Source organism: Paenibacillus ihuae (assembly GCF_001368795.1).
In the GTDB taxonomy this organism is placed as follows: domain Bacteria; phylum Bacillota; class Bacilli; order Paenibacillales; family Paenibacillaceae; genus Paenibacillus_AQ; species Paenibacillus_AQ ihuae.
This window is the reverse complement of the sequence record NZ_LN831198.1, coordinates 1,084,237-1,099,296: the sequence shown is the minus strand read 5'-3', so window position 1 is coordinate 1,099,296 and position 15,060 is coordinate 1,084,237. Positions and strand designations below refer to the sequence as shown.

16 protein-coding genes are annotated in these 15,060 nt (G+C 50.6%); 2 read left to right on the top strand and 14 right to left on the bottom strand.

The features are described from left to right. On the top strand, nt 1-1,049 hold a 1,049-nt coding region (locus tag AQR02_RS04865; protein ID WP_245237131.1), incomplete at its 5' end, for a glycoside hydrolase family 130 protein. A gap of 316 nt (nt 1,050-1,365) precedes the next feature. On the opposite strand, the gene AQR02_RS04860 is transcribed toward AQR02_RS04865, so the two are convergent. Next, nucleotides 1,366-1,968, bottom strand: coding sequence for an alpha/beta fold hydrolase (locus tag AQR02_RS04860; protein ID WP_280818597.1), 603 nt, complete (start codon nt 1,966-1,968; stop codon nt 1,366-1,368). 94 nt (nt 1,969-2,062) lie between these two features. Between AQR02_RS04860 and AQR02_RS31050 the strand changes: the two genes are divergently transcribed. Beyond that, the gene (locus AQR02_RS31050) at nt 2,063-2,272 is read left to right on the top strand and encodes a VOC family protein (RefSeq protein WP_082451642.1); all 210 of its coding nucleotides are present in this window, start codon (nt 2,063-2,065) and stop codon (nt 2,270-2,272) included. A gap of 72 nt (nt 2,273-2,344) precedes the next feature. Here AQR02_RS31050 and AQR02_RS04850 read toward each other — a convergent pair whose 3' ends face one another. From AQR02_RS04850 to AQR02_RS04785, 13 genes are all read right to left on the bottom strand, one after another. Further along, nucleotides 2,345-2,716: a DUF6547 family protein gene (locus tag AQR02_RS04850; protein ID WP_054939611.1), complete on the bottom strand. Its 372-nt coding sequence runs from the start codon at nt 2,714-2,716 to the stop codon at nt 2,345-2,347. Between the two features lie 2 nt (nt 2,717-2,718). After that, on the bottom strand, nt 2,719-3,015 hold the full coding sequence (locus AQR02_RS04845; RefSeq protein ID WP_054939610.1) for a hypothetical protein: 297 nt from the start codon (nt 3,013-3,015) through the stop codon (nt 2,719-2,721). Between the two features lie 28 nt (nt 3,016-3,043). Continuing rightward, entirely contained in the window at nt 3,044-4,108 is a 1,065-nt protein-coding gene (locus AQR02_RS04840; RefSeq protein ID WP_054939609.1) for a LacI family DNA-binding transcriptional regulator, read from the bottom strand. Between the two features lie 43 nt (nt 4,109-4,151). After that, nucleotides 4,152-5,456 (bottom strand): ABC transporter substrate-binding protein, encoded by a 1,305-nt coding sequence (locus AQR02_RS04835; RefSeq protein ID WP_108722035.1) that lies wholly within the window; start codon nt 5,454-5,456, stop codon nt 4,152-4,154. 2 nt (nt 5,457-5,458) lie between these two features. Beyond that, the gene (locus AQR02_RS04830; protein WP_054939607.1) at nt 5,459-7,357 is read right to left on the bottom strand and encodes a cache domain-containing sensor histidine kinase; all 1,899 of its coding nucleotides are present in this window, start codon (nt 7,355-7,357) and stop codon (nt 5,459-5,461) included. Between the two features lie 192 nt (nt 7,358-7,549). Then, nucleotides 7,550-9,778 carry a methyl-accepting chemotaxis protein gene (locus tag AQR02_RS04825; RefSeq protein WP_209444125.1) on the bottom strand — a complete coding sequence of 743 codons (2,229 nt, stop codon included), beginning with the start codon at nt 9,776-9,778 and terminating at the stop codon, nt 7,550-7,552. A gap of 253 nt (nt 9,779-10,031) precedes the next feature. Further along, on the bottom strand, nt 10,032-11,366 hold the full coding sequence (locus AQR02_RS04820; protein ID WP_054939605.1) for a peptidase U32 family protein: 1,335 nt from the start codon (nt 11,364-11,366) through the stop codon (nt 10,032-10,034). Nucleotides 11,367-11,637: 271 nt separating this feature from the next. Continuing rightward, entirely contained in the window at nt 11,638-12,570 is a 933-nt protein-coding gene (locus AQR02_RS04810) for a peptidase U32 family protein (RefSeq protein ID WP_054939603.1), read from the bottom strand. A gap of 57 nt (nt 12,571-12,627) precedes the next feature. Next, on the bottom strand, nt 12,628-13,677 hold the full coding sequence (mltG, locus tag AQR02_RS04805) for an endolytic transglycosylase MltG (RefSeq protein WP_245237122.1): 1,050 nt from the start codon (nt 13,675-13,677) through the stop codon (nt 12,628-12,630). 156 nt (nt 13,678-13,833) lie between these two features. Beyond that, nucleotides 13,834-14,142, bottom strand: coding sequence for a DUF1292 domain-containing protein (locus tag AQR02_RS04800; RefSeq protein ID WP_054939602.1), 309 nt, complete (start codon nt 14,140-14,142; stop codon nt 13,834-13,836). After that, nucleotides 14,135-14,443 (bottom strand): DUF1292 domain-containing protein, encoded by a 309-nt coding sequence (locus AQR02_RS04795; protein WP_038588104.1) that lies wholly within the window; start codon nt 14,441-14,443, stop codon nt 14,135-14,137. Before AQR02_RS04795 ends, AQR02_RS04800 begins: the two co-directional genes overlap by 8 nt. A gap of 15 nt (nt 14,444-14,458) precedes the next feature. Further along, nucleotides 14,459-14,875, bottom strand: coding sequence for a Holliday junction resolvase RuvX (ruvX, locus tag AQR02_RS04790; protein WP_054939601.1), 417 nt, complete (start codon nt 14,873-14,875; stop codon nt 14,459-14,461). Continuing rightward, nucleotides 14,872-15,060 (bottom strand): IreB family regulatory phosphoprotein (locus tag AQR02_RS04785; protein WP_054939600.1); only part of this gene is annotated, 189 nt, incomplete at its 5' end. The genes ruvX and AQR02_RS04785, both read right to left, overlap by 4 nt.

The following is a 15,060-nucleotide window of genomic DNA, read 5'->3' as shown; positions in this document are numbered from 1 at the left end:
TGACCGCAGAGCATGCACCGCTGATCTGGCGTTATGACTTCAATCCTGAGACCAACCCTTATTTCGCTGAAAGAATCGGCGTGAACGGAGTCTTCAATCCGGGGGCAATCGAACTGGACGGCAAATTCTATCTTGTGGCCCGTGTAGAGGGCAATGACCGCAAGTCCTTCTTCGCCGTTGCCGAGAGCGACAGCGGCGTGGACGGCTTCCGCTTCTGGGATCACCCGGTTGTGCTGCCTGAGACAGAAGACCCGGACATCAACGTCTATGATATGCGTCTGGTCAAACATGCCGACGGCTGGATCTACGGCCTGTTCTGCACCGAACGCAAAGACCCGGATGCCCCGCACGGCGACCTGTCCAGTGCCGTAGCACAGTGCGGCATTACCCGCACCAAAGACCTGAAGAACTGGGAGCGCCTGGCCGATCTTAAGACCGGCTCCGCCCAGCAGCGCAACGTGGTGCTGCACCCTGAATTTGTTGACGGCAAATATGCCTTCTACACCCGTCCGCAGGATGGCTTCATCGATGCCGGCTCCGGCGGCGGCATCGGCTGGGGCTTGTCAGGCACCATCGAGAATGCTGTGATTACCAGTGAGACGATCATGGATCAGCGCTACTACCATACGATCAAAGAAGTGAAGAACGGCCAAGGCCCAGCTCCGATCAAAACCCCGCGCGGCTGGCTGCATATCGCCCACGGCGTGCGCAATACCGCTGCCGGCCTGCGTTATGTGCTCTACGCCTTCCTGTCGGACCTGAATGAGCCGAACAAGGTTACCCATGCTCCCGGCGGACATTTCATCGCACCGGATGGCGAGGAACGCGTCGGCGATGTATCGAACGTCGTATTCTGTAACGGTGTGATCGCCCGCGACAACGGAGACATCTATATCTACTATGCATCCTCTGATACCCGTGTCCATGTAGCTACTACCACCGTCGACCAGATGCTCGATTACGTGCTGAACACGCCGGAAGATCCGCTCCGCTCCTATGCCTGCGTTCAGCAGCGGATCGCGCTTGTCGACCGTAATTTGCAGCTCTAATCTCACATTCATTCCTAAGCATCAGCCAGCACAAATGTGCAAAAAGGCGGCTCCGGCAGAACGAATCGTTCTGCCTGGAGCCGCCTTTTTTTGTATGTAAGCCTCAAGTTTTCTCGCAGTCATGGTACTGTGGAATAACTGCATTTTGTACAGCTATAATCCGGAATTACCGGGAGAAACAGAAAATAACTGTATTCTGTACAATTAGATAGACGGCATTCAGCCAAAATACGCTTGTTTCCTTATTTTAACTGTATCAAATACAACTACAACTATAATTGCAGCTACAGCCCCGATTTAGCTGTACAGAATACAATTACAGCCTATGACTTGTATCCTCAGCAACCAGCAGCTCCTTGATCGCGGCAATCACCAGCTCCGGTCTATGTATCTGAATGGAATGTGGACTGTCCGCAGCCAGGATATGCCGGGTCTGCGCGGTCAAATCAGCCAGCTGCTCCTGGCTCTGCCTCCATTCCTCATCCCGTTGTCCTGCACTCAGCACGATCACCGGCAGGTCCTTGCGCAGCGGAGGTGCCGCCTGCAGCTCCCTTGCGCTCTTATCAGAGGCCAGTAGTTCTGCATATAGCGTCTTGTAAGCATAACTGCGGTATCCGATTGCACTGGCCGCGTTCCGTACTGGCTCAGGCAGCCTGCGGCTGCCAAGCTGTTTTTTTAACATACGGGGAACACCAACTGGCGATAATAGATATCCTAATCTCGCCTGCCGCCTGTTAATTTCCCGCTGCTGTTTACGCGAATCGCTCATTCCCTCCAGAAGATAAAAGTTCACAGTCGTGGTATCTACCAGCAGCAGGCCCTGTACTTCTTCCGGATACTCTGCCGCGAATAATCTCATTATCATTCCGCCGTACGAGTGACCGGCCAGCACATAAGGTGGTTTACAATCCAAATCCATCAGCAATTCAGAGTGGCCTGAGGCTGCCGACAGAGGGGATCAATGGCACAGAGTTTGAGCATGTGCCGTTGCTTTCTCGGAGCTTCGGTCAGGTTTGAAGCCGGCCATCTTGAAACGCCGGGATCTTGCCCATGATGCCAAGCTTACCCTGTCGCCTCCCCGTGCGGTGGAATTTTCACTTGCTCACAATGTAAGCAGCCGGGAAGAGGTCGATGCGGTGATGGAGGAAGTGCAAAAAGCAGGGACGGTCATTACCCGTACCTGCACACGATACCTTATGGGAGGCTACTCCCGCTACTTTTAAGACCCAGACGGCCATTTATCATTATGGAAGCCAACTACAATCCGGCCTGGGAACTTCCGGAGTAATGTGAAATCACCCTGCAGATTCGGGATCTGGCCAGACATCTCCCTCCCGGCGGCATACCCAGTCATAATACAGTTCTGTATCAAAAGGCTCCTTAGCCATCGCTACACCGCCAAAGGAGATGTCCATTCCATTCAGATTAATTTGTTCCGATAAATAGACAAGGACATCATGTATCCCGCCATCGCGCGAGGATTGGGCAATCAGGGCAAACACTTCTTTTTGTTCCAAGGTTAATTCCTGCAGCACCTTATTTACACGTGCATTTTCCTCAGTTTCAGGCCAGCCCTTCTCCATAATCCAGCGGGCATACGGACCAGGTGAGCGCTCTACCAAGTCATCGACAAAGGCTTTATACAATCCCAGCGACTGATCCTTCATCTTTAGCCTCCTATAGTTAGGTTTAATAAATCTCCCCTTTGAATCACATAATCGTCCGCGCTGGACACCGTGATTCTGCCTTCTGTGTATTTGAACGGCACGCTGTCCTCTTCATCAATCCAGTTGAAGAACTCTCCACCGATCGTCATCGTTCCAAAAGGACCTTTAAGGGAAAGTCCGCTGCTGTACTCGAACTCCCCATGAGTAGCAAAATAAGCCTTAGCTTCCTCCAGGGAAATCGGATTGCTGCCGCTCTCCGTCCAGTGTCCTGCCCGGGTAATATGCACATCATAGCTCATTACTTGTGTCTCTCCAATCGTAAGTTCATCAGCTCCGCGGTCCGGCCACGGAATCCCGGTGGACAATATCGGCTGCGATCAGGATTTTTTCCAGCGGTGCGGACGGGTTGTGGATACGGTTCAGCAGCTTCTCTACTGCGGCCCGGCCCATTGCTTCTTTGGGGACATGTACAGTCGTAAGCGGCGGTACGCATCTGGTCGCATCTTCAATATTGTCGAAACCCGTAACGGAAACATCAGCCGGCACATTCAGACCTTCTTCCCTCAGCACCTCACAAACCGTAAGGGCGGTAAAATCATTTCCGCATAGCAGCGCGGTCGGCAGGTTTTTGGCTTTTTTCCGTTTGAGCAGCCACTGTTTGAATTCTTCATGAAAGACTACAGAATCCATATCCTCCAGCATTAGCATCTCGTCGTCACCGGCGGGAGGCTTCATCCCATTCTCTTCAAGCGCGCTGCGGAAGCCGATCCAGCGGTCCCTGAAGCTGCGCGAATAGCGGATCGGGGCGATTAAATGCTGCTGTGTATGGCCTATACCCAGCAGATGATTGCTTAGCCGGGCCAGCGAATCAATATTATTCGCAAACACCGTATCGCTCGGAATTAACGGATCTTCATGGTCAATCAGCACCATCGGCAGGCCGATCCGGTGCACCTCCAGCAGCAGTGAGGTAGAGATCTGACCTACACCGACCAGGCCAAGCAGGCCATTCGGATTGAGGATATTCACGAAATTATCGGCACGGTGTTCAGAGACAATAACCATGCCAAGGCCTTCCTGGTCAAGGGCAAGCGCAATCCCGTCGACAATCTTCCCCCAGTACAGTGAGTCCTGCGTCTGTGAGCGGATATTGGGCATCAGCACCAGTACCGATTGCTTGTTCCGGTCTCCGCCTGCAGCCTGGGAAGGGCGTTTCATATTTTGCATGTACGCATTCTTTTGCGTGAAATAACCCAGCTGTGAAGCCGCCTGAATTACCCGCTCTCTTGTTGTTTCATTAACCCCGCCCTTGCCGGAGAGAGACTTGGAGACGACAAATTTGGATACCCCGAGATGATCGGCAATTTTCTGCATCGTAACCTTTTTAGCCATATGTATAACCTCCAATGTGTTCTTAGATTAATTGTCCTGCCGGTTAAGGCTGCGAAGAGGGCAGCTGCCCACCCCGGGCTTCTAACCATTTCTCATTTAACGCATCAAAAGCCTTCTGTAAACCAGGTGCGGCAATCAGCTCCTGGATATAGTCCCCTGAGGCAAACGACAGTTTCGAGCGGTTGGCCATATCTATAAAAGCGTCCGTCTGCACAGTGGCTTCTACCAGCTGCGGATGATAGGAAAGGAATTCACGATACTGTTCCATCGAAGGCTCTGCATGATCATCTGCCGGAAGGAATCCCTCTGAGGTATAGGAGGTTTCTTTAACCAGAAAATTCACCCAGGCCATCGATAATTCTTTGTTTTTGCTGAATTTGCTGACTCCAATGAACCAGTCAGGGTTAAGAGGCGCATAATGCGAGGCCCCATTATCATAAGGAAACGGGAAATAACCAATATCCTCCGGAGCAGCTCCGGCGTCCAGAATCTGGCTGATCGTCCAGTTTCCGGTCAGATACATACCCGCCTCACCTTTCGCCAGCTTGGTTTTGGAGATCTCCCAGTTGTTGGAGAACAGCTCTTCCTCCACGTAGCCTCTGGCAATCAGGGTTCTGGCAATCCCCATCGTCTGCCCCCACTCATTATCCAGCTGCCAGGGACTGTTCTCATGAACCATGTCATTCATATAATCGGGATTGCCGGTCATATAGTTGACCATATTGTTGCCCCATTCCCGCAGCGGCCAGACCGCACCATAATTCATATACAGCGGTATAATGCCCGCCTGCTTCAGCTTGGCGCAGATGGCGTAGAAATCATCCAGCGTCTGCGGGATCTCTGTGATCCCCGCCTGTTCAAACGCCTTCTTATTGTATACGATCCCGCTGGTGGTTGTCCCTGTAGATAAGCCATATCTTTTGCCGCCATAAGTAGCGAAGGTAGTGAACCGCTCATGGGCAGACATTTCTGCACTCAGCGGCTCAAAAAAATAACTCAGTTCCTTGGCAGGCAGATTGACCGGCAGCAGCAGCACATCCCCGGCATCCTTGGTAGAGAGACGCACCAGAATGTCGGTGGCATAATTGGATAAGCCCTCGAATTCAACACTGGCCTGCGGATACTTCTTAATAAACTGGTCCGCGTATCCCTGCATCGTGCCGTTCTCAATAAGATCGATCCGGTTGGTCAGCATAAGGATATTACCCGACAGACTACTCTGTTCATTATCCGCAACCGGCGTTGCCGGATGCTCCTGTTTGCTGTTCCGGTTCTCACAGCCCGCAGACAGCAGGAGCAGAAACAGGAGCAGAAGCATCGTTTGCAGGGTCCAGTATGCTTTTGTCATTTTCAAAGCAGATTTCTCCTTTCTCTCTCTGGCATGCTGGCTTGCGGTCCCGGAAGCGGCAGGGACAGAATTACATCTGTACCCACTCCGGGTTCGCTGAACACCTCTATTCCATATGCAGCTCCATAGTTCAGCTGGACCCGCTGATGCACATTCTTCATCCCGATGCCTCCATTGATGCTTTTCTTCGGAGGTGTCTCACGCTTCAGATTATCGTTCAGCTTGTCCAGGGTAGCCCGGTCCATCCCGCAGCCGTCGTCGCGGATATGGAACAGCAGCTTATGCTCAGTAATCTCACAGCTGATACTGAGATGCATATGTTCTTTGCTGTCATCCAGCCCGTGATAGGCTGCATTCTCGATAATCGGCTGGAACACCAGCTTGATAATCGAGTAGTCATCCAGCTCCCGGGGGACATCAATCTGCAGCGCGAACCGTCCCGGATAGCGGCAGCCTAAGAGTTCAACATAATTGCGGACATACATCAGCTCCTGCTTCATTGTCGTTTGGCCGGACAAATCGCTGGTACTGTAGCGCAGCAGCTTGCCCAGAATCGAGATCATATCAGCTGCTTCTACATCATCATTGATTTCCGCCGTCATGCGGATAGACTCCAATGTGTTGTAAATGAAATGTGGATTGATCTGGCTCTGCAGCGCATGCAGCTCCGCTTCCTTCTTCTGCTCCTCTATCCGGTAAATATCCTGGATCAGCTGGCGGATGCGCGCGAGCATACGGTTGAACTGATGACCGAGCAGGCCTATTTCATCTCGGCGTTTCACGCGGAAGTTGACATCCAGATCACCGTTCTGCACCTTTTTCATCAGCTGAATCATTTGTGTCAGCGGTTTGGTCAGGGCAAAGGACAAAATAATGGAGATAATCAATGCGAGTACGATAATAATTAGTGTCGCCGCCAAGGTTGCGTTGCGGGTCAGCTTCACATCACGGGTTAATTCATCGACCGGAATGGAGATGATTACCTTCCAGTTTGTCTTAGAGGAACTAGAATAAATGTTCAGCCGTTCCTTACCCGACACCGTGTCATAGAAGCTTCCGGCGGCTCCCTTGGCACTGCGGAACAGTGAAGTATGGGAAATATCCATTGTTAACAGCTTTTGGTCACTGTCATAAATGACCTTGCCCGCCTCATCCACGATCAGGGACTTGCCATGAGTCACCTCGTCCAGCTCCGCCACCTGGAACTCCAAGTTGCTGACATTGGCTTCTACCGCGATCAGTCCGATCGGGTTCCAGAGGCCGTCAACAATTTTGCGGACAACCGTATAAGCATAACGCGTACTCTGCAGATTGGTGGTATAGGCCTGAGTGCCGAACAGCAGCGCCTCACCGCTCGAATCCTTCACCTGCTGGCTCCAGAATTTGTAGCTCTGATCCAGATCAAGCCGCACACCGCCATCCTTAGCTGAATAATAGCCATTGCCATAGGCATCGAAAATATAGACAGAGTTCGTCCCCCGTTTAATATTGTTGATGAAGGAGATATTGCCTTCGATCCCTCTCTGAATGGACAGAAGCAGATCAAAATCACCCGGTGCAACACTGCTGCGGTCTGCATCACCTTCAGTCAGCTTCTTCTGTGCATAATAGCGGTTGGAGCGGATCAGATTCTGTTTGATATCGTTTACATACGCAGGCATCGAAGAAATTCGCTTCATGTCTTCTATGTAGTCGTCGACCCCATCCATCATTTGATCGATTAGCTTCTCCGAATAAGCAACCGTGTTACCTTGGATCGACTGTGTATAGCTCTTGAAGCTGATCACACTGATAACCGAAAGCGGCAGTGTAATAATAACCAGGAAGACTAGGAGCAGCTTTCGTTCCATGCCCATGTCCCCAATAAAGGACCACCAGTTGTGCTTGTACTTTACTTTCATCCGGTCCTTCTCCTTCAATCAGCTTTACCTAACTTTTTCAACCAACATAACAATTACCTAACAAAATAATTATACTTGTTAGCTCCAAGTTTCACAAGAAAAAGTCCAATACCTATAATTAACAGGCCGCTTCTTCCCGGGGGAAGAAGCGGCCTGAGTCTACAATATTACTATGCCTAACTGCTGAATTATTTAGATGGTGAACATCGCCAGCTTGTCTTTCAGCTGGTTCGAAGCAACCTCCAGCTTGCCGGACAGAGATACGAGCTGATCACTCACGTTCTGCTGCTCGTTGCTGAGTGAAGCCACTTCTTCGGAAGTCGCAGACGATTGCTGAGCGACTGCACTTACATTGCCCATCGCATCAGACAATACACCCTGTGAATGGCTGAGACTGCCAATGGCGCCTGTTACAGACTCCAGACTGGCAATGAAATCCTCCATTTGAGCCTGTACAGAAACAAAGATATCACTGGTGCTTTTTACGGAAGTCATCTGTTGTTTGAAGAGCGGTGCCACTTCAGACAGAACGTTCACCGTTTCATTCATTTCTGTAACGATCTTATCAATAATTCCTGCTACCAGCGCAATCGACTGCTTGGACTGGTCTGCCAGCTGCCGGACTTCATCTGCGACGACCATAAAGCCGCGGCCCGCTTCGCCCGCTCTTGCTGCTTCAATAGTAGCATTCAGTGACAGAATATTGGTCTGCTGCGTAATATTTTTCATAACATCAAGAACCTTCATAACAGAGTAAACCGTATCTTTCAGGTTGTTGACGCGATCTACTAATGCGGAGGTCATTTCTCCGGTACGGCCTGTCTGTTTGAGCAGGTCTTCCATCTGTTTCGCTCCGAGTCCGCTGGCTTCACCGACACCGCGTGCCGCTTCATCCATCTCGGCATTGGCAGCAATGACGTTCTGCATTTGAGTACCGATCAGGTCGGTCAATTCATTACCGCGCTCCGCTTCCAGTGCCAAACTTCCTGCACCGCCGGCAATCTCTTCGGTAGCTGCGGCAATCTCCTTCGCAGATACAGCCGTCTTACGGGAGGCATCACCAAGCTCGCCGGCAGTCTCCAGGACTTCACGGGCGGTATCTGTCGTTTGTGCAACCAGCTCGGTAATCCGTTCCATCATCATATTGAACGAAGCGGACAGCTGGCCAATTTCATCTTTGGAAGTAAACTCTGTACGTACGCTCAAATCGCCTTTTGCACCTTCCACCATCAGATCCTTCAGGCGGGCCACCGGCTTGGCGATCATCTGAACCATCCAGAAGCCGAGTAACACCGCAAGCAAAGCGGATGCAAGAGCAGCCATATAAGTTGTAAACAGAATCGGCTTAGCTGCTTTCACTAGTTCTCCTGTTGGGACAACACCTGTCAGCTTCCAGTCAGCCTTGGTTAATGTACTGAATACAGCCAGCACATCTTTGCCGTTTGAATCCTTGGCTTCCTGGCTGTTGTTCTTGTTCTTGCTGTCCTTGATGAAGCCGAATTCGGAAGCCACACCATCTTCAGCAGGAACCGAGGATGCAATAACAGTACCGTTTGGATCAACGAGCTGAACCCGCGAGCCGTCGCCAAGCGATACGCTTTGGAAAGCCTCTTCCAGTAAGGTATTTTTGAGCTCAAGCATGATGACATAGCCTGTAGCAGAGCCCATAGTCTTGAGTGATCTTACCATAGCAACATTTTTGCCGCCGTCACCTTCAACAGATGTTGAGAACCAGTAGTTCTGCGGTGCTGCAGTTTCATCCGAATAATAGGACGTGTACTCTGTATTGCTGGCAATAGCCTTTTTGAACCATTCCTGGTCTCTGATTCCATCGATCTTGAGACTGGAACTCCCGCTCGTGATGATACCCTCATCAGCGGATTGCGGTATCAGGGAGATCGCCACAATATTTGAGTCTGTAGTCGTCTGGCTGGACAGCTTCTTACTAATCGAATCCGTAGCGACGAATTTATCATAACTAGACTCTGCGGATAGCAGCTCCGACAGGTCACTCTGCATTTGTGCATCAAAGTACAGCTGAAGCGCCAGATTCTCATACTGTTTGAGTGTAATGTCCAGCTTATCCGATGTCTGGATAATGGTCTGCCGGTTTGCTTCCGAGACATTGTCCTTAATTGTATTCTTAGCCTTGCTGTAAGACAAGAGACCCAGTAGCAGCACGACAGCTACAATGGAAGACAGGAAAATTAGAAACAGCTTGACTCCTACGGACTTAATCGGATCGACTTTCTTAACCTGGCTTACTGAACTATTCAGCACTCCTTTGAAGCCCATATCCCTTATCTTGCCTATACTCTGGAGTTTACTTTTGCCTTTGCCTGTTGTCTGGTCCACATCTGTGCGGCTTGGTTCTACTTGTTGTTTATCCACTGATTTCTTACTGTTTTTCCCCAATTTCACCCTTCTCCCCTTCTGCTTTTTATCTCTGTTCTCCTGCTCGGGAGCCCCCATATCATCACCTGCCAGTTAGAATAAAAGTCGTAGAAGTCCTATGTAAGCGTTCGCTATATGTATCTATATCGGTTTTCTCCGACTATTTGCTTAGAGTTCTTAAGAAATTACCTGATAATCTTTATATATTTAAGTCATTTTATTTTTTTTGCAAAAAAAGGGATGCACCTATAGATGCATCCCTTACCAGTGGATTGAAATTTTACTTTCTCTTACGCATCATATCAAAATAAGCTACAGGGTGATCTACCTTCATGCGCACGCGCTGAAGCGGGTGACGGGCCACATCAAGCTTGTTCCCTGCCTCATCCCATAGTTCCCCTACAATCTGCTTAAAGAACGTGTTATCCGGTCCGAAGAATTCCACTTCCTGCCCCGGCTTGAAGTTGTTGCGCTGCTGGATCAGCGCCATGCCGCTCTCCGCATCATACTCCAGAACTAGTCCTGCAAAATCATAGGGCGCCGCCTTTTCCTCAGGCTCATAGATATGATCCTCATGATCCGGGGTATCGTAGAAAAATCCGGTGTTCAGCGGACGGTTGGCCGCCTTCTGCAATTCTTCCAGCCATTCCGGCTTAAGCTCATAATGCTCCGGATCGGCCATATAAGCATCAATGGCCTTGCGGTAAGCATTCACGACAGTCGCCACGTAGTGGATGGACTTCATCCGGCCCTCAATCTTAAAGCTGTCAATGCCGGCTTCAATCAGATCGGGGATGCTTTCCAGCATGCACAAATCTTTGGAGCCCATGGAGAACGGGTTATCCTGGGGCTGATGCAGCGGCAGCTGGGTGATTCCCGGCTGAAGGCGCTGCGGAGCAGCAGTAGCAGCCTCAGCCTGTTCCTCTTCGGACACCCAGGCGCCTTCCGGACGGTCATCCTGGAACAGGTCATATTTCCAGCGGCAGGACTGGCAGCAGCCGCCGCGGTTAGAGTCGCGGTCTGTAAAGTGGTTGGATAATACACAGCGTCCGGAATATGAGGAACACATAGCCCCGTGGATGAAGCTCTCAATTTCGATATCGACATGCTGTTTAATCTCGGCGATCTCTTCCAGACTGGTCTCGCGGCCGAGAACGACACGCGGAAGGCCTTCCTCTTTCCAGAAGGATACCGCCTGCCAGTTGAGGGTGGACTGCTGGGTGCTTAGATGCACCTCAAGTCCCGGTACCAGCCGGCGTGCAGTATCGACAATGGCCGGGTCTGCCACAATGATGGCGGCAATTCCGGCTTCGTATAGGTTACGCAGGTATTCTTCAATCCCGGCGATATCTTCATTGTGAGCATAGATATTGGTAGCAACAAACACTTTAGCGCCGTATTTCTTGGCGAATTCCACACCCTCGCGCATTTCCTCGAAGCTGAAATTATCCGCTCCGGAGCGCAGACCATATTTCTGGCCTCCAATATATACTGCATCCGCACCATAGTGCACGGCGAATTTCAATTTTTCCAGGTTACCCGCCGGAGCAAGGAGCTCCGGTTTGTCCAGACGGTAACGTTTGCCCTTATACTGGGGCTTAGTCATGGTTCCCATTATGTTCTCCCCTCCATATCTTTGCTGTAAAAATAAACTTAAACCATCTGCCTTGTAGATTCAGCAGTAACTTCGGAAAGCGTTTGGACTTCCGGCCGCTCTTGTCTGCAGATTTCTTGATTCATACCGCTTCACGGTTGAAATCTGCAAACAAAGGCGAACGCTACCGCTCCTACAGTTCCAAACCTTTCCTGCGTTACTCTATCTTTAAGGTTAACTTTAAGTTCATTCAAAGCAGCAAATCATTGCCTTATTTTATTTCCTTAACAGATTAATAGACTTGCTCTTTGTAGAAGAAGCCGAACGACAGGTCACGCTCAGGGTCCTGCAGCGCACGGATTCCATCCATCCACGCTTCGTCAAAAGCATAGCCCTGCGGGTCCGCGGCATAGAGATCCACCGCATGACGGTAGGTCTTAACGACTGCCACGTTATAGGCAATTGGTTTCAGTAGCCCTTCAATCTTCAGGCTGTGCACTCCTGCCGCAAGCAGGATATGCAGATCCTCAAGGATACAGATATCGTCGGAGCTCATAATATGGGTACCATTGATGTCCTCATAAATCGGGAATTTCTCATCCCGGCGCTCTGCTTCAATCAGGAATAAACCGCGTTCCTTGCCGAGGTTTCCATCCTCTACCGGACGGCCCTGGTGGGCCATATAGCTTGCAACGAGGCCGCGCTTGGAATGGTAAATATTCGTCATGCCATGCACCTGAACCTGGGCTTCAACCTCCAGCAGTGGCACCATCTCGGTGATTTCGTCCATGTTCAGCTCACGGGCCAGAACAACCCGCGAAGCGCCTTTGCGGCCCCAATAATTGGCCGTAAAGTAATTCGTTGAGGTCATCTCGGCATTCCAGTGCAGCCTCATGCCCGGCGCCTCAGACTTCACAGCAGCCAGAACGGCCGGATCGCCGAATTCGATCCCGTCAATTCCAAGCTCACCGATAGCTTTCACGTAGGCGGGAAGCTCATCCAGCAGCCGGTTGGACATGAGTCCGCCCAGACCGGCGTAGACTTTCCGGCCCATACCATGGGCCAGTTCTATAACAGCTGCCGTTTCCTCCAGCGAAAAATGTCCGGCCAGCCGCATGCCGAAACGGTCATCGCCGATCAGCAGCGCATCTGCACCGGCATTCAGCAGCGCACGCGCTTCTTCCAGGGATGCTGCTGTGGCCAGCAGCTCCGGTTTGTTCATCATGTTGTACCCTCCTGCACTTGCGGTAAACGAAACCGCATCAAACTCTATTTTAATAGGTTACGGCGAACTTTGTTCACTTTTTTGAATATTGGCTAAATGTTCCTTATAGGTCTTACCGAACAGATGGCCCTGGGAACCGTCTTTTTTAGTCACATAGAAGTAATATTCTGATGCCTTAGGCTCAAGAGCAGCTTGAATGGAAGCAAGACCCGGGCTGGCAATCGGCCCCGGCGGCAATCCAGCATTCTTATACGTATTATATGGGCTGTCAACCTTGAGATCCTTGTTCAGCAGCCGTTCTTTTTGCTTGTCCAGCAGATACTGGACAGTAGCATCAATCTCGAGCTTCTGCTCTTTGTTCAGCCTGTTATAAATTACACCAGCCACCAGCGGACGCTCCTCGTCCACGACAACCTCACGCTCTACGAGTGAAGCGACTGTCAGCAGCTCATGCAGGGATAAACCGCGCTTATCCAGCTTTGTTTTCCAGTCCGGAATACTGTCCAGCTTCTTCTCCAGCTGCTCCAGCATCGCTTCGACAATCTCCTGGGGCGTACTGTCTTTGACGAGCTCATACGTTTCAGGGAACAGATATCCCTCAAGCCGATGGCGAAGCTCTGCATTCACCGGAATCCCCAGCCGGTCTGCTGCAGCAAGTCCTGCACCAGAATCTATGACTTTAAGGAAGACCTCAGCTTTCTGATTCCAGGCTTCTGCCAGTTTGTCAGCCACTTGCTTCGCGGTGAATCCTTCAGGAATTGTAAAGACGACTGTCTCTTCCTTAACTACATCTCCGGCATTCAGCCTTGCAATCAGCTGGTCATAGGTATCTCCAGGGCTTGCAGTATATGTTCCTGCTTTGAAGCTTGAGCCTTCCTTGACCCATTTCAAATATCCCTTGAATAATAGCCCATTACGGATAATGCCGTTTTCCTCCAGGAGATCAGCGATTTCCGAACTGCCCATCCCCTTCTCTATGGTAAACGTTACTGCCGGGCCTGCAGGCTTTACCGGCTGCATTCCATTCCAAATATACCATGCGCCTCCCCCTCCTGCTAAGGCCAGCAAAAGGATTACGATCAGCACAGCGCGGATTGCGGCTTTCAAATGTCACTCCTCACTTTCCGACTATAAAGTATAAAATTGTATTGTCTTAAATTCAACATATATTTTATAAATGCCTCTATTTCAAGCAAAAAGAGCGCGGAATAACTCCGCCCTCTTCCTTGCCAAGCATAGATGTTGCATATTTGTGAAAAACACTTATTCCTTGTCGTCAGCAGGGAGGGTCAGCTCGTCGTACAGCTCGGAGACATCTTCCCACTCCTCATCGTCAACGATACTTTCCAGCTCGGGCACACCGTTAGGCGAAACCACGATCCGCAGAATTTCCTGCTCTGCTTCTCTTCCGGAGCCAGCCAGTACCGCATACGCGCGGTCGCCAACCTCAAACTCGGCAATAATATCGTAAACGGAAGATTTACCCTGCTCGTCTTCCAGTTCTACAGTCTCTCCATATACTTCCTTGAGCTTCGATGTCCATACCGCTTGTTCGGCGGAAAAATCAGTCATTCTCTGCTCCTCCATCCAGCTCGTCTACCAGAGTATTGAAGGTTTCTTCAACGATCGCCCACTCTTCGTCGTTCTCGATCATGAAGAGCTGCAGATCATCGCCGTCTTCCTCATAGCGGAATGCATACACCTCATCACTCTCTTCATCTTCGGAATCCAGTGGAACTACCATCATATACTTTGCATCCGAACCATCAACTTCAAATTTCATGATGACCTCGAATTCCTCTTCATTACCTTCCTCATCGGGAATATAGATAATTTCCGGTTCTTCTTCTTGGCCAATCTGCTCGTTTGTCATAATAGCATGCACCCCTCACCTTTTACTGTTAGCATCCAAAAAATTTTGCAAAATCAGGGCTGCAGCCATTTTGTCTACAATCCCTTTGCGTTTCTTCCGGCTGACGTCCCCTTCAATCAGCACCCGCTCAGCGGATACCGTCGTCAGACGCTCATCCCAAAGGTGTACGGGTATTTCGAATTGCTCCCGCAGCTGATCGGCAAACTCAATACAGATTTCACCGCGGGGTCCTACAGAGCCATTCATATTCTTTGGCAGACCAACCACAATCTCCCCGATTTCGTACTCCTTGACCAGTTCACGGATCCGTTCGAACTCATTGCCGTTCCCGCGGCGTTCAATGGTTTCCAGAGCTTGGGCTGTCCACCCGAAAATATCGCTTGTGGCGACTCCGATTCTACGGTCGCCGTAATCCAGACCCAGCTTCTTCATTTCGGATGATCCACCCGATGATTAGCCAGGTAGAAACGAACCAGTTCCTCGATCAGCTCATCACGTTCTTTTCTCCGGACCAAACTTCTCGCATTGTTGTGGCGCGGAATGTAAGCCGGATCTCCGGATAGAAGATACCCCACGATCTGGTTGATCGGATGGTATTCTTTCTCCACCAGCGCGTC

Bases quoted from the DNA above. Each gene is read 5' to 3' on its own strand.
- AQR02_RS04795 (WP_038588104.1), bottom strand. From the start codon at position 14,443: ATGACAAACGAGCAGATTGGCCAAGAAGAAGAACCGGAAATTATCTAT.
- AQR02_RS04810 (WP_054939603.1), bottom strand. From the start codon at position 12,570: ATGATGAACAAACCGGAGCTGCTGGCCACAGCAGCATCCCTGGAAGAA.
- AQR02_RS04835 (WP_108722035.1), bottom strand. From the start codon at position 5,456: ATGACAAAAGCATACTGGACCCTGCAAACGATGCTTCTGCTCCTGTTT.
- AQR02_RS04845 (WP_054939610.1), bottom strand. From the start codon at position 3,015: ATGAGCTATGATGTGCATATTACCCGGGCAGGACACTGGACGGAGAGC.
- AQR02_RS04840 (WP_054939609.1), bottom strand. From the start codon at position 4,108: ATGGCTAAAAAGGTTACGATGCAGAAAATTGCCGATCATCTCGGGGTA.
- AQR02_RS04860 (WP_280818597.1), bottom strand. From the start codon at position 1,968: ATGGATTTGGATTGTAAACCACCTTATGTGCTGGCCGGTCACTCGTAC.
- AQR02_RS04820 (WP_054939605.1), bottom strand. From the start codon at position 11,366: ATGGGAACCATGACTAAGCCCCAGTATAAGGGCAAACGTTACCGTCTG.
- AQR02_RS04800 (WP_054939602.1), bottom strand. From the start codon at position 14,142: ATGACTGATTTTTCCGCCGAACAAGCGGTATGGACATCGAAGCTCAAG.
- AQR02_RS04830 (WP_054939607.1), bottom strand. From the start codon at position 7,357: ATGAAAGTAAAGTACAAGCACAACTGGTGGTCCTTTATTGGGGACATG.
- AQR02_RS04850 (WP_054939611.1), bottom strand. From the start codon at position 2,716: ATGAAGGATCAGTCGCTGGGATTGTATAAAGCCTTTGTCGATGACTTG.
- ruvX (WP_054939601.1), bottom strand. From the start codon at position 14,875: ATGAAGAAGCTGGGTCTGGATTACGGCGACCGTAGAATCGGAGTCGCC.